Genomic DNA, 22,029 nt, shown 5'->3' with positions numbered 1-22,029 from the left:
ATCATGCAGCTTTTTAACTGCCCGTTCTGCGGCGCGCGTGAAGAGACCGAGTTCCATTTTGGCGGCGAAGCCGGAAACCTCAGGCCCGATGGCGCTGACGTACCTGCCGATCGCTGGGCCAACTATCTCTACATGCGCGACAACCCCAAGGGCGCGGTCCGCGAAGTCTGGGTTCACATGAATTGCGGCGAGTTCTTCGTCATGGAGCGCGACAGCGTCACCCATGAGGTCGCCTCCTCGACATCGCTCGACGGCGTGGAGCACGCACAATGACCGCCACTCGTCTGTCTTCCGGCGGCAGCGCCATCGATCGCTCCCGCTCGGTCACGTTCAGCTTCGACGGGAAAACGGTGCAGGGTTTCGAAGGCGACACCATCGCTTCGGCGCTTCTCGCCAATGACGTGGCGGTGGTCGGCCGCAGCTTCAAATATCACCGGCCGCGCGGCATCTGGGGCGCCGGCGTCGAAGAACCGAACGCGCTGGTCGATGTCGCCGGCAGTGTCGCCACCATGCCGAACACGCGCGCGACGACCGAATTGGCTCTCCAGGGCATGATCGCCAAAAGCGTCAACGCATCGCCCAACGCCGCCGCCGACCGCAACGCCTTCATCGACCGTTTCTCGCGCTTCATACCCGCCGCCTTCTACTACAAGACCTTCATGTGGCCGGACTGGCATCTGTTCGAGCCGCGCATCCGTGCGGTTGCCGGCCTGGGCGAGGTCGACACGAACTGGCAATCGCCCGGACCGTCCGACCAGATCAACCGCCATTGTGATGTGCTGGTGGTGGGTGCGGGTCCTGCCGGCCTGGCTGCGGCCAAGCTAGCCGCCGGCGCGGGACAATCCGTCATATTGGTCGACGACCAGCGCAAACCGGGCGGCTCGCTCAACCATCGCGCTGGCGAGATCGACGGCAAGCCAGCGTCGGTGTGGATCGACGAGACTATCGAAGCGATTGTGAAAGCCGGTGGCCTCGTCCTGCCCTCCACCACCGCCTTTGGCATCTACGACCACAATCTCGTCGGGTTGAACCAGCGCCATGGCGATGGTCGGCCGGACAGCCTATGGCGCATAAGGCCGCGCAAGATCGTGCTTGCGACCGGCGCCATCGAACGGCCGCTGCCCTTCGCCAACAACGACCTGCCGGGCATCATGTCGGCCGATGCGGCCTTGATTTATCTGCGCCGTTACGCCGTTCTCGTCGGCCGTCGCGTGGTCGTTGCGACCAACAATGACAGCGCCTACGAGGCTGCCGCAGCACTGGCTGAAGCCGGCGCCGATGTTACGCTGGTCGAGATGCGCAAGGACGGGATGCCTGCCGCACCAGCCGGGGTCAAGCTGCTTGCCGGTCGCCTTGTCGCCTCCGCGCGTGGAAAGATGCGCGTCGAAGGTGTTGTGCTGGATGACGGCACCGCCCTCGGCGCCGACAGCGTGATCATCTCCGGCGGCTGGACGCCGACCATCCATCTCTTTTGCCAGGCCAGGGGCAAGCTCGCCTGGAGCGAGGCTGCCTTCCTGCCGGGCGACCCGGTCGAGGGCATATCTGTTGCTGGTGCTGCCGCAGGTGCGGTCTCTTTGTCTGATGTTTTCGACGGTGCCGCCAAGGCGATGCCGGGCGAGACGAATGGCACAGCGCCGCGCAGCACGGGTGTGGAAGCAACTGGAGGCATTGTTGCCGCATGGCCGATCCCGGGTGCCAAGGGCCGCGTCTGGATCGACTACCAGAACGATGTGACCGCCAAGGATGTCGAGCTCGCGGCACGCGAAAACTTCATCTCGGTCGAGCATCTCAAGCGCTACACCACCCTTGGCATGGCGACCGACCAGGGCAAGACTTCAAACCTTGCGGGACTGGCGCTGATGGGTGCTGTAACCGGCCGCACCGTGCCCGAAGTCGGCACCACCACCTATCGCCCGCCCTTCACGCCGGTGCCGCTGGCGAGCTTTGCCGGTGCGCGTGGCGGCGAGCTGATGTCGCCGATGCGCCGTCTGCCGCTCGAAAACGCCCATCGCGCCCAAGGCGCCGTCTTCCAGGAATATGGCGGCTGGCTGCGTCCTGCGCATTATGGTGGGGTGGATGCCGACCGGGCGATACAGGACGAGGCGCGGCGTGCCCGCCAGTCGGTCGCGCTGTTTGATGGCTCGACGCTCGGCAAGATCGAGGTGATGGGGCCGAAGGCGGCCGAGTTTGTCGATTTCATCTACTACAACACCATGTCGACGCTGAAGCCCGGTCGCTGCCGTTATGGCTTCATGCTGTCGGAAAACGGCGTGGTCTTCGATGACGGCATTCTGGTGCGGCTGGACGAGCACCGCTTCATCGTCTCCTGCTCAAGCTCTCACGTTCAATCAGTTCATGCCCGGCTGGAGGAATGGCGGCAGGATCGCTTCGGACGCGACGCAGTCTACATCCACAATGCCACCTCCGAGATGGCGACGTTGACGGTGTCGGGCCCGAATTCCCGGAAGCTGCTGGCTGCGCTGAATCTCGGCCTTTCACTTGACGACGCCGACCTGCCGCACATGGCGATGGGGGAGGGCATGTTCGAGCAGGATCCGGTTCGGGTCGCGCGCGTCAGCTTCACCGGCGACCGCAGCTATGAGGTCTCGATCCGCGCCGACAGGGCGGAGCGCCTGTGGGAGCGCATGCACGAAGCCGGTCAGGCATTGGATGCCGTGACCATCGGGCTAGAGGCCTTGATGATCCTGCGGGCCGAAAAAGGTTATATCGTCATCGGCAAGGATACGGATGGTACTACCTTGCCGCACGATCTCGGCGTCGAAGGTCCGCGCACCAAGCGGGCGACCGAATATGTCGGCCGCCGTTCGTTGTTCACGGATGTCGCTACATCTGGCAGCCGTCAGCAATTGGTCGGTCTTGCCGTCGCTGAAGGTGAAGAACCATTGGCGACCGGGGCACATGGCATCTTGCGGAAAGACGGCAAGATCAGGAGCCAGGGCTTCGTGACCTCGAGCTATCATAGTCCCGCATTGGCGCGGCCGATAGCGCTTGGCCTGATCGAGCGTGGTGCTGCGCGCCATGGCGAGACCATCGACATCCAGCATCTCGGCATGGTGAGGCGCGCGACGATCACCGCCCCATGTGCCTTCGATCCTTCAGGAGAGCGGCTCAATGCGTAATCTCGCGGAAAAGTGGGCGGTGGCGCCGGACTGGCAGGCGGCCACCATCGAAGTTCCCGGCCTTGCGATACGCTCCTTGTCCGGCCTGAACCAGTATCTCGTCAGCGGCGATCTCGAGGCCTGGAGCAAGGCGTCGGGAAATGCGCTGCAGCCGGTAGGCGCATTCGGCCGGGCCGAAGGCGATGCCTATGCGGTACAGGTCGCGCGCGACCGCTTGCTGGTCGTCTCTGCCCGCCCGTTCGACATCGGCCAGGGCTGGCACAGCCAAGGGTTCGGCGTGACCACCGTAAGTGCCGGGCTCCATATTTTCGAGGTCGAAGGAGCGGCGGCTGCCGATTTCGTTGCGCGCGCAACGACGCTTGATCCAGGCAAGGCCAGCGCTTCTGCGGCCATCTCGTTCGCGGGCATCAGTGCCGTTGTCTATCGCCACAGCGAGAAGTTGCGTGTCCATATCGATCGCGGACTTGCGACCTATTTCTGGACCTGGGCCGAGACTGTCAGCGGCAAAATCGATATTGCCGGTTGCTGACTGGTACAGCCGGCATCGCACGCCCCAGACCCCCGAATATCACGATAGTGCTGCCCGCATCCGGTGCGGGCTCGACAAATATGTGCGCCTAGCCAATCGGCCAGACGTTGCGACGAGGGAGGAAATTCATTGGCTTCAACGGCAAATTCCACTGGCCAGCGCATGGTCGTCATCGGCGGCGGCATCATCGGCTGCAGTGCTGCATTCCACCTTCTGCAGTCGGGTGCGCGACAGGTCACCGTGGTCGAGGCGCGTGAACCGGGGGCCGCAACCACCGGCGCCGGCGCCGGGTTTGTCTCGCATTGGTCAGCCGGCATGTTCCCGCTAGGCGAGGAGGGCTTGCAGCTTCAGCAATACGGACTCGACTTCTATCGTCGGCTGCATGAGGTCGGCACCGAGATCGGCTATCGCCCGAACGGCACATTGATGATGGCGCTGACCGAAGCGGGGCGCGAGCGTTTCGTTCGCCCGGTGCTGGAATCACCTTATGCGCCCGCGGAAATGCTGGACCTGACTGCCGCGCAGGTCGGCGACAAGATGAAGGGCCTGGTCGATGCGACGCAGGTCCACTCCGCTGCGTTCAACCCACATGGTATCCAGCTCGACACCAAGCTGGGGCTCGGGGTCCTGGTCGACGAGATCGTCAAGCTCGGCGGCGTATTCCGCAATGGTACGAAGGTTACCAGCATTCACGACTCCGGCAGTCATGTGAAGGTCGAAACGGACAAGGGCACGATCGAAGCCGATGGCGTTATCGTTGCCGCTGGCGCCTGGAACAACGAGGTGCTCGAGGGATTGGGGTGGCGGCTGCCGCTGCTCCGGGTCGTGGCGACGCGCATCGTCACCGACGGACGCGGCCTGCCATCGACGATACCGACGGTGCAATGCCGGGAGTTGGGCCTTTGGCTGCGCGAGAGCTTCGGTGCCGTGATGTGGGGCACGGGCAGGCTCTACGAGTCCTATTACAAGATGGGCGATGAATGGATCGAGCCCGGTCAGCCGCGCAATGTCGGCCTCATGCAGGCGATGGGTGCCGAAGAATACGCCCGGCTCGAGAAGATATTCCCGCCGCTGCGCGGCTCGACGGTGTCGAGCTGGGCGCAGGGCGTGCCCTGCCATACGCCGGACTGTGGACTGCTGGTAGGCCATGTGCCGGGAACCACGAATGTCGTGGCGGTCGGCGGCGACAATGAGACCGGGGTCAGCCATGGCCCTGGACTGGGACGGCTGTCTGCGGAGCTGATGCTCGGCCAGAAGCCCTTCGTCGATACGACAGGGTTCCGCCTCGAACGCTTTGCACGCGATTCCTACGCTACGGAAGCCGAAGTGGAAGCAGCCTTCAATCTCTCGCACCCCGTGGACACCGAGTAGCAAGTTCCGCCGGCCGCGGCGGCAATGAATTTGCCCTATAGGCGGCCGGCCAATGCCTATCCACTGGCAAGAGTGCTGTTACTTTAGAGTTGACGCCATGGCTGCCCAGCTTTCTGCGATGGCGACGACGGCTGCGTTGATGGGCCCGCTCAAGATTCTCGGCACAACAGAAGCGTCGACAACGAAAACATTGTCCAGTCCGTTCAACCGAAGGTCGGGATCGACGACCGAGGCCGCATCGACACCCATTCGGCAGGTTCCGCAGGGGTGGTGATGAGTGGAGGCGGCCTGGGCGATGAAAGCATCCAGCGCCGCGTCGGAACGCGCATTCGGCCCCGGCTGCACTTCAATGTCCCGCCATTCGTCTAGCGCCGAATGGTGCCCGACCTCGCGCGCCATTTTCAGCGCTTTGCGGAAGGTGATGCGGTCGTGTTCGGTTTCGAGATAATGTGGGTCAATGACAGGCGCGTCCTTGAGCCCCGGTCCGCTCGGCAAAATCCGGCCTCGGCTTGTCGGGTGGGTAACGCCGCACAGTATCGTATATGCGGAACCATATGCCGGCGCGTCCAGACCATCTGCTGCGGAAGGGGCCACAACGCAGCCCAGCACGATATCGGGGCTGCCGGTTGCGCGGGTGATGTCTGCGCTGTGCAGATACATCAGGGACTCCGAATGCTGCAGCCGGGATGGTGGCACTGGCTTTTTTGAGCGATAGACATTGCCAAGGGCAAGCAGGTGGTCCTGCAAGTTGCGGCCAATCTCGCCGCGATCATGAAGGCACCCGATTCCCGCGCGGCGCAACGTTTCCGGATCACCGATGCCAGAGCGCATCAGGATAAGGGGCGACGAGATCGCACCGGCACAAAGCACCGTTCGGTCGGCCGAGATACTATCCACTACACCTTCATGTACTGCGACCACCGAGGTGGCCCGATTGCCATCGAGCGCGAGATGCTCGATCGCGTATCCGGTAAGCAGGGTAAGGTTCGGGCGCGCGCGCACCTCTGATGTCAGGTAGGCATCGGCCAGGCTCAGTCGACGCCCATCGCGGATATTGAGCGAATTGGGCGTGGTGCCCAAGAGCTCGCCGGTGTTGTGGTCGCTGATCCTTGGGGCGCCAAGTGCGTTGCCCGCGGCCATGTAAGCCCGCGCAATGGGGCTGACCGCTTCGTCGGGGAGCAATACGTCGAGGGGGCCGTGGTCGCCGCGGGAGGGATCGGAAAAGGCCGTGAAGGTCTCGCTACGCTTGAAGCCTGGCAGCAGCCCTTCATAGGACCAGCGCGAGCCACCCGCCTCTTCCCACGGGATGAAATCGTCTGTATGGCCGCGCACATAGGCCATGGCGTGCAGGCAACTGGAACCTCCTACCACCTTGCCTCGCGGCCATTCGTGAATGCGGTTGGCGGTATAGGGCTGCGGGACCGTTCGGTAAGCCCAGTCGTAAGCGCGCCCCTGTATCTGCGTCCACATCAGCGGATCAGCGATATCCGGGTCACAGGGCATGTGGCCAGCTTCGAGCAGGCCTACCCGGCAGGAGTCGTCCTCGCTCAATCTGCTCGCGATCACCGAGCCGGCCGAGCCAGCGCCAATGACCAGCACGTCGAAATGCTGGGGCAACTTCCCCTCCCAAGTCAAAGTCATGCGCGGTGGCGCCGGTCAGGCCGCAACCGTGCCCGTGTTCGCGCGCTCCATGATGCGCATCTGCACGGCCAGCAGGTGGCTGCGCATTGCGGCCGCTGCAGCCTCCGGGTCGCGCCGGGCGATGGCGTCCGCTATCAGCCGGTGTTCGCTGTCGCGCTGCGCGATACGCTTGGGGCAGGTGGCGGGCTCCGTGTGGGCAACCTGGACACGGGCGTCGATGCCGACCTGCCGCAGCATCTTGTAGAATTCGCCGGCGAGATAGTTCCGCGCCGCATTTGCGATTGCGAGGTGGAAGGCAAGGTCCACCTCTCCCGATCGGGCCTGATCCTGGGTCGTCGCCGCATCGGTAATGCGTGCAATCTCGAATGGGGAAGCGCGCAGTGAAGCCAGTCGCGCCAGGCTCGGCTCCAGAATGAGGCGCAGCTCCACGACCTCGAGAGGATTGGTGAGGCGGATCAATTCTTCGCCATATCGCGGCAGTGTCGTGGAACCGCTGCGCTTGGCACGTGCAGGCTCAAGGCTCCCCGAACGGCGCAACAGCTCAAGTGCCTTGCGCAACTGATGGCGCTTGACGTTTAGCTGTTCGGCCAGGTCCCGTTCCGAGGGGAGCTTGCCTTCTTGCTGCTGTAGCCGACGAACTGCCGCGACGATCTCGTCCACGTCGGACAGCGCGGCCTCAGGCTCAAATTCCGTCAATATCCAGTCTCCTCAAACTATTGCGCCGGGAGCCGGCGTTGGGATTCTCGGGTTATAAGGTAGCGTGTTCTATGCAGGAACCCGTAACGGACTTCAACCAATCTAACCATTTCGGCATTGGTTGACAACAGCAACTAGACAATGGTTGAGTGTCGGTTGACGTCAGGCCGCGCTGTCACGATGCGGCGGAAAAATCCGGTCCGGGGAACTGAGAATGCAAGTGGGGGAAACCTTTGACTACATCGTTGTGGGTGCGGGGTCGGCTGGCTGCGTGCTCGCCAACCGCCTGACGGAAGATTCATCGGTTTCGGTGTTGCTGCTGGAAGCGGGCGACTGGGATCGGGATCCGATGATCCATATCCCGCTCGGCTGGGGCAAGATACTGACCGAGCGGCGGCATGACTGGATGTACTTTTGCGAGCCGGAGGCAAATGTCGGCGGCCGCAAGGTCGAATGCGCGCGCGGAAAGGTCATCGGCGGGTCGTCTTCAACCAATGCAATGGCATATGTGCGTGGAAACAAGGGCGATTACGACCGCTGGGCAGCAACCGGCCTGACCGACTGGTCCTATGACAAGGTGCTGCCCTACTTCAAAAAGCAGGAAAACTGGGAAGGTGGCGCAAACGCCTACCGCGGTGCGGGTGGTCCGTTGAACACCCAGTTCTGTCGCTACAAGGACGAGCTGATCGAGGCATTCGCGACGGCCAGCAAGACTGCGGGATATCCGCAGACGGACGATTACAATGGCGCAGTGCAGGACGGTTTTGGCCGACTGCAGATGACCATTCAGAATGGCCGTCGCTGCTCAACCGCCGCGGCCTATCTGCGCCCGGCCATGGGGCGTCGAAATCTCACGGTTGTCACGCGAGCTATGGCCACCAAAGTGTTGCTCCAGGACGGTCGCGCGGCCGGCATTGCCTATACGCGCGACGGCCAAGCGCGGCAGGTGCTGGCAAACCGTGAGGTGTTGCTGGCCAGCGGAGTCATCAACACGCCGCAACTGCTTATGCTGTCTGGCATTGGCGGACGCGAAGAGCTTGCCGGATTCGGGATAGAGGCAAAGGTGGACCGACCGCAGGTCGGCAAGAATCTGCAGGACCATGTCTCCGTGATCCTGATGTACCGGCGCCGCCAGCCGGGACCATTTCACCGCATGATGCGTGCCGATCGGATCGGCCTGGATTTTGTGAAAACCTATCTTACCGGCAGCGGCTTTTCCGGCGACGTTCCAGGCGGTGTGGTCGCCTTTCTCAAGAGCGATGAGACGCGTCCGCTGCCTGATGTGCAGCTCTTGTTCACGGCGGCACCGCTGGCAGCCTGGCCTTACATGCCGCCGTTCAAGGCGCCGTTCCCTGACGGTTTTGCAACGCGCGTCGTGGCGGTTCAACCCGAAAGCCGCGGCAGCGTTAAGCTGGCTTCCGACGATCCGCTGGCGGCCCCGCTCATCCATCAGAATTTTCTCTCGTCGCCGCGCGACTGGGAATCGCTTCGAGCAGGCTTCCGCGTGGCACGCGACCTTGCCGCACAGTCCTCGATGGAGCCCTTTATCGCCGCGGAGTTCTTCCCTGGCCCCTCATGCCAGAGCGACGATGAGATCGACGAGCATATCCGCAAGACGTCGATCACTGTCCATCACCCCGCTGGCACGTGCCGGATGGGCGTCGACAGCGAGTCGGTCGTTGATCCCGAGTTGCGCGTGCGTGGCGTCAACGGGCTGCGTGTGGTCGATGCTTCGGTGATGCCGGACCTCGTCTGCGGCAACATCAATGCGGCGGTCATCATGATCGCCGAGAAGGCGTCGGACCTGATCCGGCAACGTGTCGCGCGACGCGTTGCCGCCTGACGGTTGAGTATGGTCTCAACCAAATTAGCATATGGTTGAGACCTGAAGTTAGTTCGGTTGAATGAGCACCCGGTGGCAGGAGATTGCCGCCGATCCGGTCGCCTCGCACTTAATCCAATAATTTCAGTCCATTATGCCAAATGTTTAGGTAAATTGACTGCGGCCTTGAAGGATCTGAAGGGGCTTGACAGGCTCAACCAAAAACTGCCACTTTCACAAAGATAGCGATTGTACAACAAAACCAATCTCAATATGGTTGAGTTGGTTAGATGATAGCACTGCCAAATGAGGGGGAGCCGACATGACCATGGCGGGAGCGGCAAGCGAAACCATCACCAACAAGAAGGCGGCTCTGAAGGGGCTCTATGACGACCTCTACGCCAAGAACATGTTCCCGTTCTGGGCGACCAGCGAGGGTGTCGAGCACGACGAAATCAAGCAGCTGATGGCCACGTCGAAGGCCATTCCCTTCGTGTGGTCCTACAAGGATATCGAGCCGCTGCTGCAGCGCGCTGCAGAACTGGTCACCATGGACGACAGCGAGCGCCGCTCGCTGATCCTGGTCAATCCGGGTCTTGCGCCCAAGCGCGCCTCGGTCAGCACCATGTACACCGCCTATCGCCTCAATGATCCCGACGAGATCATGCCGCCGCACAAGCATTCGCCGAGCGCCATCCGCTTTGGCCTGACCGGCAAGGGCAATTTCACCGGCGTTGAGGGCGAAGACGTCGTGTTCGGCCCTGGCGACATGGTTTTGACGCCGAACGACGCCTGGCACAATCACGGCACGGTCGGCGGCGAGCAGGCTGTCAATCTCTCCGTCCTCGACCTGCCGCTGGTGGAAACGCTGCATGCGGTGCATTTCGATCACCGCTACACCGAGATGGAAAACGGCAAGGAAGTCGAGAAGAAGGTGCAGACCGCGCGCTTTCCGAGTGACTACTCGCAGCGCATCTACGGCGAAGGCGGCCTGATGCCGCGCTTCGTCGACCACAAGCGCGGCGGCGGCCTTTCTTCCCCGATGTATGTCTATCGCTGGGAGAAGATGGAAGCCGTTCTTGATGCCCACAAGGATTGGGATGGCGATCCGCATGAGGGCATCGTGGTCGACTATGTTGATCCGACCACTGGTGGGCCGGTGTTCAGGACCATCAATTTTTATGTCCAGATGCTGCGCCCGGGCGAGAAGACGCTGCCGCAGCGCGAGACCGCCAGCCTGCTTTTGGCGCCCTTCCGCGGCAACGGCTATTCGATCATCGACGGCAAACGCTACGACTGGAACCAGTTCGATACGTTGGCCGTGCCCGGCGGCTGTTGGGTGGAACATGTGAACGGCTCCTCCACCGAGCCGGTCATCTTCTTCGGTGCCACCGACGCGCCGACGCAGAAGGCACTGCTTCTCTACAAGCGCTGGGGCCGCAATCAGGCCGGCGACCTCCTCCGCCTCGCCTAAGACTTCCGATCATGTCTGCGCGCCGCTCGTCTGCGGCGCGTCTTCATCCAGGCAACGCACCAGCAAGAAGGCGTACGCATTTGGCTTCCGCGTTCAATACCAAGCATATCGGCCATATCGACTGCCCGGGCGGCGGCCAGGTCTGGGTCGACGGCAACATTCTTTACATCGGCCATATGCGTCCGCCGAGCGGCACGACGCTTGTCGACATTTCTGACCCGCGGAACCCGAGGAAGATCACCACGATCGACGTGCCGGTCGGCTGGCATTCGCACAAGGTGCGCGCCCAGGATGGGCTGATGATCATCAACCACGAGCGTTTCGGCAGCGAAGGCCCCGCAGATTTCGGCGGCGGTCTGGCGATCTATGACACCAGCAAGCCCGAACAGCCGAAGCTCATCTCCAAGTGGCTGACCGGAGGCAAGGGCGTTCATCGCTACGACTATGACGGGCGCTACGCATATATCTCGCCGACAGCCGAAGGTTATGTCGGCAACATCGTCATGATCCTCGATCTGATCGATCCAGTGAACCCGGTCGAGGTCGGGCGCTGGTGGATTCCGGGCCAGTGGACCGCTGGCGGCGAGGAATATCCATGGCATGACTATGTCACCCCGCGCTGCCACCACCCGCTGCGCATGGGCGACCGGCTCTATGTCAGCTACTGGCACCACGGCCTGTTCATTCTCGACATTTCGGACATGAGCAAGCCGAAGCTGGTCAGCCACATGAATTCCAGCCCGGCCTTCCCGCACCCGACGCACACATGCCTGCCGATTCCGCAGCCGCTGAAGGGCCGCAACGTCATGATCGTGGCGGATGAGGACGTGGCCAAGCTCAGGCCGTCGGCGCCATCCTTCGCCTGGGTCTACGACATCACCGACGAGACCAACCCGCTGCCGATCTCTACCTTCCAGGTTCCGGGAATCGATCTTGACGGGTCGCCGCAGCCACCGATGACCGGCTGCCACCAACCGTCCGAGCGCTTCAAGGGCAGTATCGTTCCATTTGCCTGGTTTGCGCAGGGCCTGCGCCTCGTCGATTTCGCCGACCCGTTTGCGCCAAAGGAGGTCGGGCACTTCCTCCCCGACGCACCGGCCGGGGCGGACCGGGCCTCGTCCAACGATGTGACCATCGACGATCGCGGCATCATCTATCTGATTGACCGTATCCGTGGTGTCGACATCATCGAAACGAGCGTTTTCTAGGAGGTCGACCGTGAACGACAGCACCAGGAAATCCGAAACCCACTACGCCATCGGCAAGAAGAACCCGAACCTGCCGTTTCATCCGGCGGTGCGGGCGGGCGACTTCATCTTCGTCTCCGGCCAGGTGCCGAAGGATGAAAACAACAACATGATCAGCGGCACGATCGAGGAAGAAACCCTGGCGACGCTGAAGACCATCGAGCGCGTCATAGCGCATGAGGGCGCGACGCTCTCCGATGTGGTGCGCATCACCACCTATCTCGAAGATACGCGCGACTTTGGCCGCTACAACAAGGCATTCCTGGAAGGCATCGGCGATGCCGTGCTTGCCCGCACCACTGTCGAGGCGCGAGCCGTCATCAACACCAAGATCGAGATGGACGCGATCATCTACAAGCCGCTGCCCAAGGCCTGAGCGGAAACAAAATCGAGGAGATCCAGACATGTACCAACTGCTAGGCCGCCAGACTTCCGGCAACGTTCAGAAAGTGCTCTTCATGCTCGAGGAGCTCGGCGCGACCTACAAGCGCGAGGACTATGGCCGCCAGTTCGAGAACACCCAGACCGCCGAATACAAGGCGCTGAACCCGACCTCCAAGGTGCCGACGCTGATCGATGGCGATACGGTGGTGTGGGAGTCCAACACGATCCTGCGCTATCTCGCGGCATTCGGCGGCGCGCATCTGACTGGAGCCACGCCCGCCGAGAAGACCGAGGTGGAGCGCTGGATGGACTTCCTGCTGGCCGCGGTCAACGCCGGCTACCTCGCTGCTTTCAAGGGCTCGAAGCTGCCGCCGGAGGAACAGACCGCCGAATACAAGGATCAGGTCAAGGATCTCGTTGCGCAGTTGAAGATCATCGATGCGCATCTGGACGGCAAGGAGTTCCTGGCGCTCGGCAAGCTGACGCTCGCCGACATCGCCTGCGCGCCGATCCTGAAGCGCTGCGTCGACTTCAAGATCGAGCGCCCGGCGCTGCCGAACCTCGAGCGCTGGGTGGCGGAAATTGCGAAGCGTCAGGCCTTCCAGGTCGCCACTGGCGTGGCGCAGTCGTCGAAGGCAGCCTGATGATCAGGCGCGTCGCCCTCATCGGACTGGGCACGATGGGTCCCGGCATTGCCGCGCGGCTTTCGCGCGGTGGGTTGGAAGTCGCGGCGTATGACGTTTCGCCTGCGGCGGTCGAGCGCGCCCGAGGCATGCTCGACGCCGCCGGTGGCGTGCTTGACCAGCTGGGCATTTCAGCTCCTGCAGGCGGCGCCGGTTCGGTCCGCTTCGCCGGCACCATTGCCGAAACCGTCGAGGGCGCCGACCTCGTCATCGAGAACGTGCCGGAAAACATCGACATCAAGGCCGAGACCTATCGCGCTCTTGATCCGCTGATCGGCCCTTCAGTGATCGTCGCGTCAGATACGTCAGGCATTCCGATCACCAAGCTGCAGGCGCATATTTCGCATCCCGAGCGCTTCGTCGGCATGCATTGGTCGAACCCACCGCACATCATTCCGATGATCGAGGTGATCGGCGGCGAAAGGACCGAGCCAAAGACCGTCGCCACGATCCGCGATCTCATCCGGTCGCTTGGGCTGCTGCCAGTGGTGGTAAAGAAGGACGTGCCGGGCTTCGTCGAGAACCGCGTGCTCTATGCGCTGCTGCGCGAGGCGGTCGACCTGGTCGAGCGCGGCGTGATCGAGCCCGAGGATCTCGACACCTGCGTGTCCTGGGGCATCGGCTACAAGATTGCCGTGGTCGGCCCGATGGCGCTGCTCGATATGGCCGGGCTCGATATCTACAAGTCCGTTTCCTCCTTCCTCAATGCCGATCTGGCCGACCGCAAGGACATTGCGCAGCTGGTTCTGGACAAGGCCAAGGACGGGAAATTCGGCATCAAGTCAGGCGAGGGCATGTTTGCCTATACGCCGGAAGGGATCGGTAAGCTGCAAGGCGAGAGGGCGAGGAAACTCGTGGCCATCCGCCGGATCCTGGAAGACCGGGGGTAGGCGATGCGATCGGCTGTGGGGGAGAGACAGGGCCGGATGACAAACAAGTGGGAGGTTTCGCGGATTGCCGGCATGAGTGGCAATCTGCTGCATACGGTCCTCGGCGTCGCGCTACTTTTCGTCGTCGGCGTGAATGTCGTCAACGCCAGTGGCCGCTATCTGTTCGGCTACTCGATGACCGGTACGGACGAACTGATGGTCTACACCCTGATCTGGGTGGTCATGGCCGGCGCGATCTTGTCGCTCGCCAAGCGCGACCACATAAGCGTCAACCTGTTGCCGTCCTATGCCACGGGTCGCTCCAGGCATTTCCTGCATGTCATACACAATACAGCCGCGGTGTTTGCCTGCGCCTACGCGACATACGCTTCCAATATTTTCGTCGGCAAGATCAGCCGGCTCGGCACGACAAGCATGGGCTTCGGCGTGCCGATGTCCGTGCCGCATGCAGCCTTGCTCTTCGGTTTCGCCGGCCTGACGATCGTCGCCACGATCATGCTTGTCCGCGATGTCGATGCGCTGTTGCGCAATGCCCCGGATGAGGAGGAGGGCGCATGACCTGGTCGCTCGCCGTTCTCCCCATCGTCCTGCTTGCACTCGGCACGCCCGTCTTCCTCGTGTTCCTGGCGGCGGTCGCGGTTACTTTCTACTTCGTGCTGCCGACGCCGCCGATTGCGCTGCATCAGGTGCTCTTTGGCGGCATGGACAACTACGCGCTGCTCGCTATTCCGTTCTTCGTCTTTGCCGGCGAGTTGATGGGTACAAGCGGTATTGCTTCGCGGCTGATCGCATGGGTCCTTGCGCTGGTCGGGCGGCTGCCCGGTAGCCTTGCGGTCTCGACGGTCGGCGCCTCCACCGTACTTGGTGCCATTTCCGGCTCCAGCGTTGCGGCGGTTGCCGCGCTCGGCAAGACGCTCTACCCGAAACTTGAAAGCGCCGGCTACGGCAAGGAGCGCTCGGCCGGACTGCTCGCCTCCAGCGGTGCGATCGACATCGTCATCCCGCCGAGCATCGCCATGATCCTCTACGGTCTGGCGGCCGAGCAATCCATTCCGCGCCTGTTCATGGCGGGCGTGCTTCCGGGCCTTCTGATGGCGCTGATGATGTGCGCTTTCGTGATCGTCGTCGCCATCGTGCTGAAGATTCCTGTCGTCGGCCGATTCGATCCGGCCATCGCCTGGGCCGCAACGAAAAACGCGGTTGCCGCGCTATTGATGCCGGTCTTCGTGCTCGGCGGCATCTACAATGGCCTGTTCTCGCCGACTGAGGCCGGGGGCTTCGCCTGCCTCTACGCCATCATCGTCGCACGCTTCGTCTATCGCACCATGAGCTGGGGCGACATCGTTCGGGCGGCCGGCAATTCGGCGATGCTGTCAGCGCAGATCCTGGTGATCGTGGCCACGGCCGGCGTCGTTACCTGGGTGCTGACAACGCAGGGCGTGCCGCAGGCCATCGTTGCGTGGATCCAGTCCCTCGACATGAGCGCTGTGATGTTCCTGCTCGCGGTCAATATCGTGCTCCTTGTAATTGGCTGCTTCCTCGATCCGACCTCGGCCATCCTGGTGTTCGCGCCGCTTCTGGTGCCAATCGCGATTTCGGTCGGTGTCGACCCGATCCACTTCGGCATCATCATGACGGTCAATCTGGCAATCGGCATGTTCACGCCACCCTTCGGCCTGAACATCTTCGTTGCCCAGTCGGTCACCGGCCTGCCGGCGCATGCGCTGTATCGCGGCGTCCTGCCTTTCGTCGCCGTGCAGATCACAGCGCTGCTCATCATCACCTATGTGCCGGCGCTTTCCTTGGCACTCGGACAGTCGCTTTAGAACAAAAAAGGGGAACGTTGATGCTTTCTTCAATCTTCAAGGCTGCGGCATTGGGCACCGCCCTTGCCCTGCTGCCGCTGGCCATGTCGGCCAAGCCGGCGGCGGCGCAAGCGACGATGAAGCTTGCCTCCGCCACCATCAATGACGTCCAGCACGAATGGCAGAAGGTGTTCGCCGACGAACTCAAGAAGCGCGTCGGCGACGCGGTGAAGACCGAGATCTATCCGGCGAGCCAACTCGGCGCGATCCCGCGCATGGCCGAAGGAGTTCTGCTCGGCACCATTGAAGCCTTCACCACGCCGACCTCCTTCATGACCAATGTCGATCCGCGCTTCCAAGCCTTCGACGTGCCGGGCCTGTTCAAGACCCCGCAGGACGTCGACAACGCCATCCACGATCCCGAATACCGCGCGCATCTGGAAGAGATGTTCCTCGACAAGGGCCTGCGCGTGATCGGCGCGATCTACAACAGCCCAACTGTCGTCTTCACAATGAAGCCGGTGACCAAGCTTGAAGAGCTGAAGGGCCTGAAGATCCGCACCTTCGCTTCGCCCATGCAGATCAAGCCGATGGAACTCGCCGGTGCGACGCCGCTGCCGCTGGCATTGACGGAAGTGATCCCGCAGCTCGAGTCCGGCGGCCTCGATGGCATGTTGGTGGGCATGCCGATCCTGACTGCGTTCAAGTATTACGATGTCGGCAAGAACATCACCGACCTGCGTTTTGCCGAGATCGTGTCGGTCACGGTCGTCAACGAGGACTGGTTCCAGTCGCAAAGTGAAGACATCCGCAAGGCAATCATCGAAGCCGGCCGCGCAGCTGAGACCTCGGTGTTCCCATGGGGTGTCGCCAACGTCCAGAAGACCTATCAGGTCTGGGCCGACAATGGCGGTGTCGTCAACAAGCTGTCGGCCGACGAGCAGGCCAAGATGGAGGACGAGTTCCACAAGCTCGCCGACACGCTGGTCAACACCGACCCGGCCGTGAAGGCCGAGTATGAAAAGCTGAAGGCGCTCGTGGCATCGAAGGCGGCGCCGTGATGAACGCCACCTCCGCTCATCGGCAGACTAGCCGTCCGTCGCTCTCCGCGCAGGCCAACGCCTGTGCGACGGCGGGCAGCTTTTCAGCGCGCCGGTCGAGCGGGATGAGCGCGCGCGTCGCATATGCGCGTCCTGCAAAGCCGCACCACAGGCGTTCGACAGGCAAGTTCTCGCGCTTGTCGTTTAGTGCGGCATATGTGCCGCTCTGTGGGTCGAACCAGAGTTCGATGTGCAACTCGGCTCCGGGCGCGGCCTGGGCAAGCTCAAGCGAATACCAGTGGGCGATGTCGGCATGGCAGGCAATTGCCTCGCCTGCGGCATCGGTCACCGTCAGCGTCACTGGTGCGAGACCGTCGGTGCCTGTTCGGACCGTGATGTGGTGCAACTCGACTGCTGCGGCGGTGTTCGTGAGCGCCAGCAACGCCGGCAAAATTGTTCTCGTAAGCAATCAAGTATTCCTCTATCAATGTCTGAAATACGATATCAGACTTTGATCGAATAACAATAATACTTTGGAAGACTTCGACAAAGGAGGGTAACATGTTGAAGAATTTGAAATGCAGTGTAAGTGCATTGTTGCTTAGTGGCCTCATGCTAAGCGGCGCCTTTGCCGCCGACGTCAAGTCCATTGCAATTCTGACGCCCGAAGAGGGCACGGACTATGGCTGGAACCAGCAGGGCGTCGAGGCTGCCAAGGCAGCTGCCAAGGCGACCGGCGTGGAAGTAATCCTGGCACAGGGCCTCGGCTACGGCGACGTTCGCCCGACGCTGCGGGAACTGGCGTCGGAGGGCGCAAGCCTTCTCATAGCGCATGCCAGCGGCTACAACACCTCGGCTCCGGAAATCGCCAAGGAGCTGAAAGTTCCTGTCGCTATCGTTGATACGCCCGACGCGCTTAGCAAGGGTTTGATCGCAGACTACACGCTGAGCGGTCATGAAGGCGCCTATCTGGCCGGCCGTCTCGCCGCCAAGATGAGCCGCTCGAAGGCAGTCGGCATCGTCGTCTCGGGGGAGCCGCCGTCCTGGAACTCGCAGTCGGCTGCTTTCGCCCAGGGCGTCAAGGCCGAGAACCCCGAAGTGAAGGTGACCTATGCCGTGATCGGACCCGCCGCCTATAGCGACGCGGCCGGCGGAAAGCGTGTGACCGAAAGCGTCATCGCCTCTGGCGCCGACATCATCTTCGGACAGGGTAACGGTTCAAGCTTCGGCATGCTGCAGGCGGTCGAGACCACCAAAGCTGCCGATGGCGGCAAGGTCCATTTCATCGACGTGATCGGCGACAAGTCGCCCATCGACAAGGGCTTCCTGCTCTCGTCGGTGGTCTGGGACATTACCCCGGTCTACACGGCCATGATCAACGACCTGAAGGCCGATACCTTCGGCACCAAGAGCTACTCGATCGGCCTGAAGGACGACTCGGTCAAGCTTTTGAAGACGTCGGCCATTCCGGACAATGTGTGGTCCGAAATCCAGGCGGTTCGCGAGGAGATCATCTCGGGCAAGACCAAGGTTGAGCCGATCTTCGAGGCGACAGCCGTTCGCAAGCTGATGACGAACGTGACCGAGTAGTCAAACGGTTGGGTTCGCGGAGGGGCGGGCAGCTCGCCCCTCCGATCTGTATTGGCGGCGAGCCGCGGGCATTCTCATGACCAGTGTTTCTTCATCTCCGACGGCCGCAAAGCCGGATATCGTCACGCTCGAGCGGGTGACCAAGCGTTTCCCCGGCATCGTCGCCAACAACAGCGTCGATCTCTCGATCTGCGCCGGCGAGGTGCATGTGCTGCTTGGCGAAAACGGCGCCGGCAAGTCCACCCTCATCAGCATGCTGTCGGGCCTGCAGCAGCCGAGCGAAGGGCGCATCCTGGTCGACGGCGTGCCGACGCCGATTACCTCGCCGCGTCATGCGCTGGCGCTGGGTATCGGCACCGTGTTCCAGCACATGATGCTGGTGCCGACGCTGACGGTGGCGGAAAATCTGTTGCTTGGCGGCTCATGGTGGCAGCGCCCGAAGAGCGAAGAACTGGAGGCACGCGTCGCCGAGATCAGCCGCACACTCGGCATCACTGTCAATCTTCACGCCAAGGTTTCGGAGTTGTCGCTCGGCGAGCAGCAGCAGGTGGAAATCCTGCGCTCGATGCTACGCAACAGCCGCCTGCTGATCCTCGATGAATCCACTTCCATGCTGACGCCCAAAGGCATCGATGACCTTGGCGCGTTGATGCGCCGCCTGGTCGAACAGGGGCTGGCGATCGTCTTCATCACCCACAAGCTCAAGGAGGCCGCCGCTTTCGGCGATCGCATCTCGGTGCTCAAGCTTGGGCGCAAGGTTGGCGAAATCACGCCGGAACGGTTCCGCGCCCTCGGAGAGAGCGAGATCATCGCCGAGATCGTGGAACTGATGTTCGGCAAGAAGGAGAATGATCCGGGAGAGCAGGAGCGCGTCGTGCGCAGCTTCCCTGCTGACGCTGCCCCGCTTCTGGAGGTGCGCGATCTCGTTGTGCCGGCAACCGCGACGGCGCCGGGACTTGCCTCCATTTCGTTCAGTATACGCCCCGGCGAGTTGCTTGGTATCGCCGGTATCGACGGCAATGGGCAAAAACAGCTGGCCGAGGCGCTGGCTGGGCAACTGGCGACAAGCGGTGGATCGGTTCGACTGGCAGGCGAGAGCCTTGATCTGCTCGGAGTCGGTGAACGGCGCGAGAAAGGGCTGCGCTATCTGACCGACGACCGGCTGGGCGAGGGCACCGTCAGCACGTTTCCGGTGTCGATCAATTTCTTTCTCAAGCAGATCGGAACCTCGCCGTTCTGGCGCAACGGCGTCGAGCAGCGGCAGGAGATCGACCGCCGCGCCGGCGAGCTGGTGCGCGAATACGATGTTCGTACGCCGAGCATCAAGACACCGATCGGGCGGCTCTCGGGCGGCAACATCCAAAAAATCCTGATCGCGCGCGAACTCGCCGAAGGCGTGAAGGCGGTCATCTTCAACAAGCCGACTTACGGGCTGGACCTGGCCAATACGCTGGCGACGCGACAGCGCGTCCACGATATCGCCGCGCGTGGCATGGCGGTACTCCTGATCTCCACCGATCTCGAGGAATTGTTGAGCATGTGCGACCGCATCGCCGTCATGTCCGGTGGCGCGTTGGTCGGTGTGGTCGAGAATTCCGGCGACGCCCGCACCAGGGTCGGACGCCTTATGATTGGACTCGCGGCATGAGCGTCGAAACCACACAGGCCAGCGCCACTGCGCTTGAACCATCCGTTCCTGAAGCCGGCCGGAGTGATCTGCTGCGCAGGCTTGCGATGACGCTCGGGCCAATCCTGGCGGCCCTGGTCATCGCCGGCTGTATCCTGCTGGCGGTCGGCGTCAACCCGCTGACCTACTACGGCTTCGTCATCGAGCGCGGCCTGCTGTCGCCGCTCGGAGTGCAGCAGACGCTGACACGCATGGCGCCGCTGTTGTTTTTGGCTGCCGGCCTCATCGTGGCCTTCCGCGCTGGCATGTGGAATCTGGGTGGCGACGGGCAATTCCTGCTCGGTGCTGTGAGCGCGGCTGCCGCCGGCCCGTTTCTCGTCCAGTTTCTGCCGGTGTGGCTGGCGCTGACTTGCGCTTTCTTGCTGGCTACGGCAGTGGCGATGCTGTGGTCGCTGTTGCCGGCGCTGCTGCGCGCCTATCAGGGCGTCAACGAGATCATCACCACGCTCATGATGACTTTCCTCGGCACGTCCCTTGCCAATGTGCTGGTCAAGCTGGTCTTCCTCGATCCGTCGACCACGGTTCCGCAGACGCGGACGCTGCCGGTCGAGGATCGCCTGCCGCGATTGTTCGACACCACCATCTCGAGCGGTCTGCTGCTGGGGCTGGTCGCCATCATCGCCGTGCATCTGGTGATGACACGCACGGCCTTCGGCCTGAAGCTGCAGGTGGTAGGCGCCAATCCGCGCGCGGCAGTACATTCCGGCCTTGGCGTGCCGAAGCTCACGATCGCCGTCTTTGCGATTTCCGCTGGGCTTGCGGGCCTGGCCGGCGCCGTCGACATTCTCGGCGTGCAGGGCAATGTCCGTGCCGACTGGAACCCGGCCTACGGGATGGCGGTCATTCCGATGGTGTTTCTGGCCCGCATGAACGGCTTTGCGGCCATCGGCTTTGTGTTCATGCTTTCGGTCCTGTCGATCGGCGGCGAAAGCGCCGCGCGCCGGCTTGGGGTGCCGCACCACTTCACGCTCGTGCTCGTTTCCGTCGTGCTCATCATGCTGGCGGTCGCCGAATATATCGACCACCACTTCATCAAATCGCGGAAGGCCTGAGCCATGTCTGGACTTTTCAGCGAAGTCTTTCTTGCCGCGCTTCTGTTCGGGGCCGTCACCGCCGCCGTGCCGCTGCTTCTTGCCGGGCTTGGCGAGCAGATGTCGGAAAAGGCAGGGGTGCTCAACATCGGCATCGAGGGCATGATGATCTTCGGGGCCTATCTCGGCTTCGTGGGTGCCTTTTATTCCGGGTCGCTGTGGGTTGGCTTTCTCGTCGGCGCACTTGGCGGCATGGCGGTTGCGCTGGTGATGGCGCTGCTCTGCGTGCGCCTCGGCCTCAACCAGATCGTGATCGGCATTGCGCTCACGCTTGGGCTCGAGGGGCTGACGGCGCTTCTGCACCATTTCCAGTTCTCGCGCAGCTATCCGCGCCTGCCTGCGGCCGACAAGACGCCGATTCCGCTTCTCGCCGACATTCCTGTGCTGGGGCCCGCGCTCTTCCAGCACCATCTGATCGTCTATTTAGCGGTCGCGCTGGTGTTCGTGATGATCTACATTTACCGCCGCACGCAGTTGGGCCTCAACTTGCAGGCTGTGGGCGACAAGCCAGCCGCGCTCGACGTGGCAGGCATCGATGTGATCCGTACCCGCACAATCGCAGTGCTGACCACCGGCGCGCTGGCCGGTCTGGGCGGCGCCTATCTCGCCAATGTCGGCGCCGGCATCTTCATTCCCTTCATCACAAACGGCGCAGGCTTCCTCGGCATCGTGCTGGCGATGCTGGCGCGCGGTCGCCCCCTGTGGGTGCTGTTCGGCGCGCTATTGTTCGGCGTCTGCCTGTCGCTGACCACGGCAATGCAGGTCGCGGGCATCAATATTCCGACCGACGTGATCCAGATGCTGCCGTTCCTGGCGGTGATGGTCATGCTCATCCTGTTCGGTCGCAAGGCAAGCCTGCCTGCGGCGCTTGGCATTCCCTATGAGCGCGGTGCGCGCTGACCAAGAGACGAGTGACGATCCAGTCGCGGTGGAGAAGCC

General features: G+C 62.5%; 20 protein-coding genes. 17 read left to right on the top strand and 3 right to left on the bottom strand.

Annotation, left to right across the window (positions count from 1 at the left end):
* The first annotated feature begins 3 nt into the window (after positions 1-3).
* The 4 genes from ABSY17_RS02645 to ABSY17_RS02630 all read left to right on the top strand — a co-directional run bounded on the left by ABSY17_RS02645 (position 4) and on the right by ABSY17_RS02630 (position 5,040).
* Positions 4-273 (top strand): sarcosine oxidase subunit delta, encoded by a 270-nt coding sequence (locus ABSY17_RS02645; RefSeq protein ID WP_378941282.1) that lies wholly within the window; start codon positions 4-6, stop codon positions 271-273.
* On the top strand, positions 270-3,140 hold the full coding sequence (locus ABSY17_RS02640; protein ID WP_378941281.1) for a sarcosine oxidase subunit alpha family protein: 2,871 nt from the start codon (positions 270-272) through the stop codon (positions 3,138-3,140). Before ABSY17_RS02645 ends, ABSY17_RS02640 begins: the two co-directional genes overlap by 4 nt.
* Positions 3,133-3,669, top strand: a complete 537-nt coding sequence (locus ABSY17_RS02635) for a hypothetical protein (protein ID WP_378941279.1) — start codon at positions 3,133-3,135, stop codon at positions 3,667-3,669. Before ABSY17_RS02640 ends, ABSY17_RS02635 begins: the two co-directional genes overlap by 8 nt.
* A 129-nt stretch (positions 3,670-3,798) precedes the next feature.
* A complete protein-coding gene (locus ABSY17_RS02630) occupies positions 3,799-5,040 on the top strand; it encodes an NAD(P)/FAD-dependent oxidoreductase (protein WP_378941278.1) in 1,242 nt (413 codons plus the stop codon).
* A gap of 78 nt (positions 5,041-5,118) precedes the next feature.
* On the opposite strand, the gene ABSY17_RS02625 is transcribed toward ABSY17_RS02630, so the two are convergent.
* Complete coding sequence (locus ABSY17_RS02625; protein ID WP_378941277.1) at positions 5,119-6,657, bottom strand: GMC family oxidoreductase; 1,539 nt, start codon at positions 6,655-6,657, stop codon at positions 5,119-5,121.
* Between the two features lie 39 nt (positions 6,658-6,696).
* The gene (locus ABSY17_RS02620; protein WP_378941276.1) at positions 6,697-7,341 is read right to left on the bottom strand and encodes a FadR/GntR family transcriptional regulator; all 645 of its coding nucleotides are present in this window, start codon (positions 7,339-7,341) and stop codon (positions 6,697-6,699) included.
* Positions 7,342-7,591: 250 nt separating this feature from the next.
* Between ABSY17_RS02620 and ABSY17_RS02615 the strand changes: the two genes are divergently transcribed.
* The 9 genes from ABSY17_RS02615 (at position 7,592) to ABSY17_RS02575 (ending at position 16,743) form a co-directional block, all read left to right on the top strand.
* Complete coding sequence (locus ABSY17_RS02615) at positions 7,592-9,220, top strand: GMC family oxidoreductase (protein WP_378941274.1); 1,629 nt, start codon at positions 7,592-7,594, stop codon at positions 9,218-9,220.
* Positions 9,221-9,521: 301 nt separating this feature from the next.
* Positions 9,522-10,673, top strand: coding sequence for a cupin domain-containing protein (locus ABSY17_RS02610; RefSeq protein ID WP_378941273.1), 1,152 nt, complete (start codon positions 9,522-9,524; stop codon positions 10,671-10,673).
* A gap of 80 nt (positions 10,674-10,753) precedes the next feature.
* The gene (locus ABSY17_RS02605; protein ID WP_378941272.1) at positions 10,754-11,881 is read left to right on the top strand and encodes an LVIVD repeat-containing protein; all 1,128 of its coding nucleotides are present in this window, start codon (positions 10,754-10,756) and stop codon (positions 11,879-11,881) included.
* Positions 11,882-11,891: 10 nt separating this feature from the next.
* Complete coding sequence (locus tag ABSY17_RS02600) at positions 11,892-12,296, top strand: RidA family protein (RefSeq protein ID WP_378941270.1); 405 nt, start codon at positions 11,892-11,894, stop codon at positions 12,294-12,296.
* A 28-nt stretch (positions 12,297-12,324) separates the two neighbouring features.
* On the top strand, positions 12,325-12,948 hold the full coding sequence (locus ABSY17_RS02595; protein ID WP_378941269.1) for a glutathione S-transferase family protein: 624 nt from the start codon (positions 12,325-12,327) through the stop codon (positions 12,946-12,948).
* The gene (gene fhmpcd1 / locus ABSY17_RS02590) at positions 12,948-13,877 is read left to right on the top strand and encodes a 5-formyl-3-hydroxy-2-methylpyridine 4-carboxylate 5-dehydrogenase (protein ID WP_378941268.1); all 930 of its coding nucleotides are present in this window, start codon (positions 12,948-12,950) and stop codon (positions 13,875-13,877) included. The genes ABSY17_RS02595 and fhmpcd1 overlap by 1 nt, the downstream gene beginning before the upstream one ends.
* Positions 13,878-13,913: 36 nt before the next feature.
* Positions 13,914-14,435, top strand: coding sequence for a TRAP transporter small permease (locus ABSY17_RS02585; RefSeq protein ID WP_378941267.1), 522 nt, complete (start codon positions 13,914-13,916; stop codon positions 14,433-14,435).
* The gene (locus tag ABSY17_RS02580; RefSeq protein ID WP_378941266.1) at positions 14,432-15,703 is read left to right on the top strand and encodes a TRAP transporter large permease; all 1,272 of its coding nucleotides are present in this window, start codon (positions 14,432-14,434) and stop codon (positions 15,701-15,703) included. The genes ABSY17_RS02585 and ABSY17_RS02580 overlap by 4 nt, the downstream gene beginning before the upstream one ends.
* A 20-nt stretch (positions 15,704-15,723) precedes the next feature.
* Positions 15,724-16,743 carry a TRAP transporter substrate-binding protein gene (locus ABSY17_RS02575; protein WP_378941264.1) on the top strand — a complete coding sequence of 340 codons (1,020 nt, stop codon included), beginning with the start codon at positions 15,724-15,726 and terminating at the stop codon, positions 16,741-16,743.
* Between the two features lie 16 nt (positions 16,744-16,759).
* On the opposite strand, the gene ABSY17_RS02570 is transcribed toward ABSY17_RS02575, so the two are convergent.
* Positions 16,760-17,191, bottom strand: coding sequence for a hypothetical protein (locus ABSY17_RS02570; RefSeq protein WP_378941263.1), 432 nt, complete (start codon positions 17,189-17,191; stop codon positions 16,760-16,762).
* A 92-nt stretch (positions 17,192-17,283) separates the two neighbouring features.
* Here ABSY17_RS02570 and ABSY17_RS02565 point away from each other — a divergent pair, with 92 nt between their 5' ends.
* The 4 genes from ABSY17_RS02565 (at position 17,284) to ABSY17_RS02550 (ending at position 21,990) form a co-directional block, all read left to right on the top strand.
* The gene (locus ABSY17_RS02565) at positions 17,284-18,312 is read left to right on the top strand and encodes a BMP family protein (protein ID WP_378941262.1); all 1,029 of its coding nucleotides are present in this window, start codon (positions 17,284-17,286) and stop codon (positions 18,310-18,312) included.
* Between the two features lie 76 nt (positions 18,313-18,388).
* The gene (locus tag ABSY17_RS02560) at positions 18,389-19,960 is read left to right on the top strand and encodes an ABC transporter ATP-binding protein (protein ID WP_378941261.1); all 1,572 of its coding nucleotides are present in this window, start codon (positions 18,389-18,391) and stop codon (positions 19,958-19,960) included.
* Positions 19,957-21,051 carry an ABC transporter permease gene (locus ABSY17_RS02555; RefSeq protein ID WP_378941260.1) on the top strand — a complete coding sequence of 365 codons (1,095 nt, stop codon included), beginning with the start codon at positions 19,957-19,959 and terminating at the stop codon, positions 21,049-21,051. The genes ABSY17_RS02560 and ABSY17_RS02555 overlap by 4 nt, the downstream gene beginning before the upstream one ends.
* A gap of 3 nt (positions 21,052-21,054) precedes the next feature.
* Positions 21,055-21,990 carry an ABC transporter permease gene (locus ABSY17_RS02550; protein WP_378941259.1) on the top strand — a complete coding sequence of 312 codons (936 nt, stop codon included), beginning with the start codon at positions 21,055-21,057 and terminating at the stop codon, positions 21,988-21,990.
* Positions 21,991-22,029 lie beyond the last annotated feature (39 nt).

Source organism: Mesorhizobium sp. ANAO-SY3R2, assembly GCF_042466635.1.
Lineage (GTDB): Bacteria > Pseudomonadota > Alphaproteobacteria > Rhizobiales > Rhizobiaceae > Aminobacter.
Note: the sequence above shows the minus strand (reverse complement) of the source record. Positions and strands in the feature narration are given on the sequence as shown.

Coding starts and splice junctions, on each gene's coding strand:
- ABSY17_RS02610 (WP_378941273.1), top strand. CDS start 9,522: ATGACCATGGCGGGAGCGGCAAGCGAAACCATCACCAACAAGAAGGCG.
- ABSY17_RS02615 (WP_378941274.1), top strand. CDS start 7,592: ATGCAAGTGGGGGAAACCTTTGACTACATCGTTGTGGGTGCGGGGTCG.
- ABSY17_RS02595 (WP_378941269.1), top strand. CDS start 12,325: ATGTACCAACTGCTAGGCCGCCAGACTTCCGGCAACGTTCAGAAAGTG.
- ABSY17_RS02575 (WP_378941264.1), top strand. CDS start 15,724: ATGCTTTCTTCAATCTTCAAGGCTGCGGCATTGGGCACCGCCCTTGCC.
- ABSY17_RS02555 (WP_378941260.1), top strand. CDS start 19,957: ATGAGCGTCGAAACCACACAGGCCAGCGCCACTGCGCTTGAACCATCC.
- ABSY17_RS02640 (WP_378941281.1), top strand. CDS start 270: ATGACCGCCACTCGTCTGTCTTCCGGCGGCAGCGCCATCGATCGCTCC.
- ABSY17_RS02560 (WP_378941261.1), top strand. CDS start 18,389: ATGACCAGTGTTTCTTCATCTCCGACGGCCGCAAAGCCGGATATCGTC.
- ABSY17_RS02585 (WP_378941267.1), top strand. CDS start 13,914: ATGACAAACAAGTGGGAGGTTTCGCGGATTGCCGGCATGAGTGGCAAT.
- ABSY17_RS02550 (WP_378941259.1), top strand. CDS start 21,055: ATGTCTGGACTTTTCAGCGAAGTCTTTCTTGCCGCGCTTCTGTTCGGG.
- ABSY17_RS02645 (WP_378941282.1), top strand. CDS start 4: ATGCAGCTTTTTAACTGCCCGTTCTGCGGCGCGCGTGAAGAGACCGAG.
- ABSY17_RS02635 (WP_378941279.1), top strand. CDS start 3,133: ATGCGTAATCTCGCGGAAAAGTGGGCGGTGGCGCCGGACTGGCAGGCG.
- ABSY17_RS02580 (WP_378941266.1), top strand. CDS start 14,432: ATGACCTGGTCGCTCGCCGTTCTCCCCATCGTCCTGCTTGCACTCGGC.
- fhmpcd1 (WP_378941268.1), top strand. CDS start 12,948: ATGATCAGGCGCGTCGCCCTCATCGGACTGGGCACGATGGGTCCCGGC.
- ABSY17_RS02565 (WP_378941262.1), top strand. CDS start 17,284: ATGTTGAAGAATTTGAAATGCAGTGTAAGTGCATTGTTGCTTAGTGGC.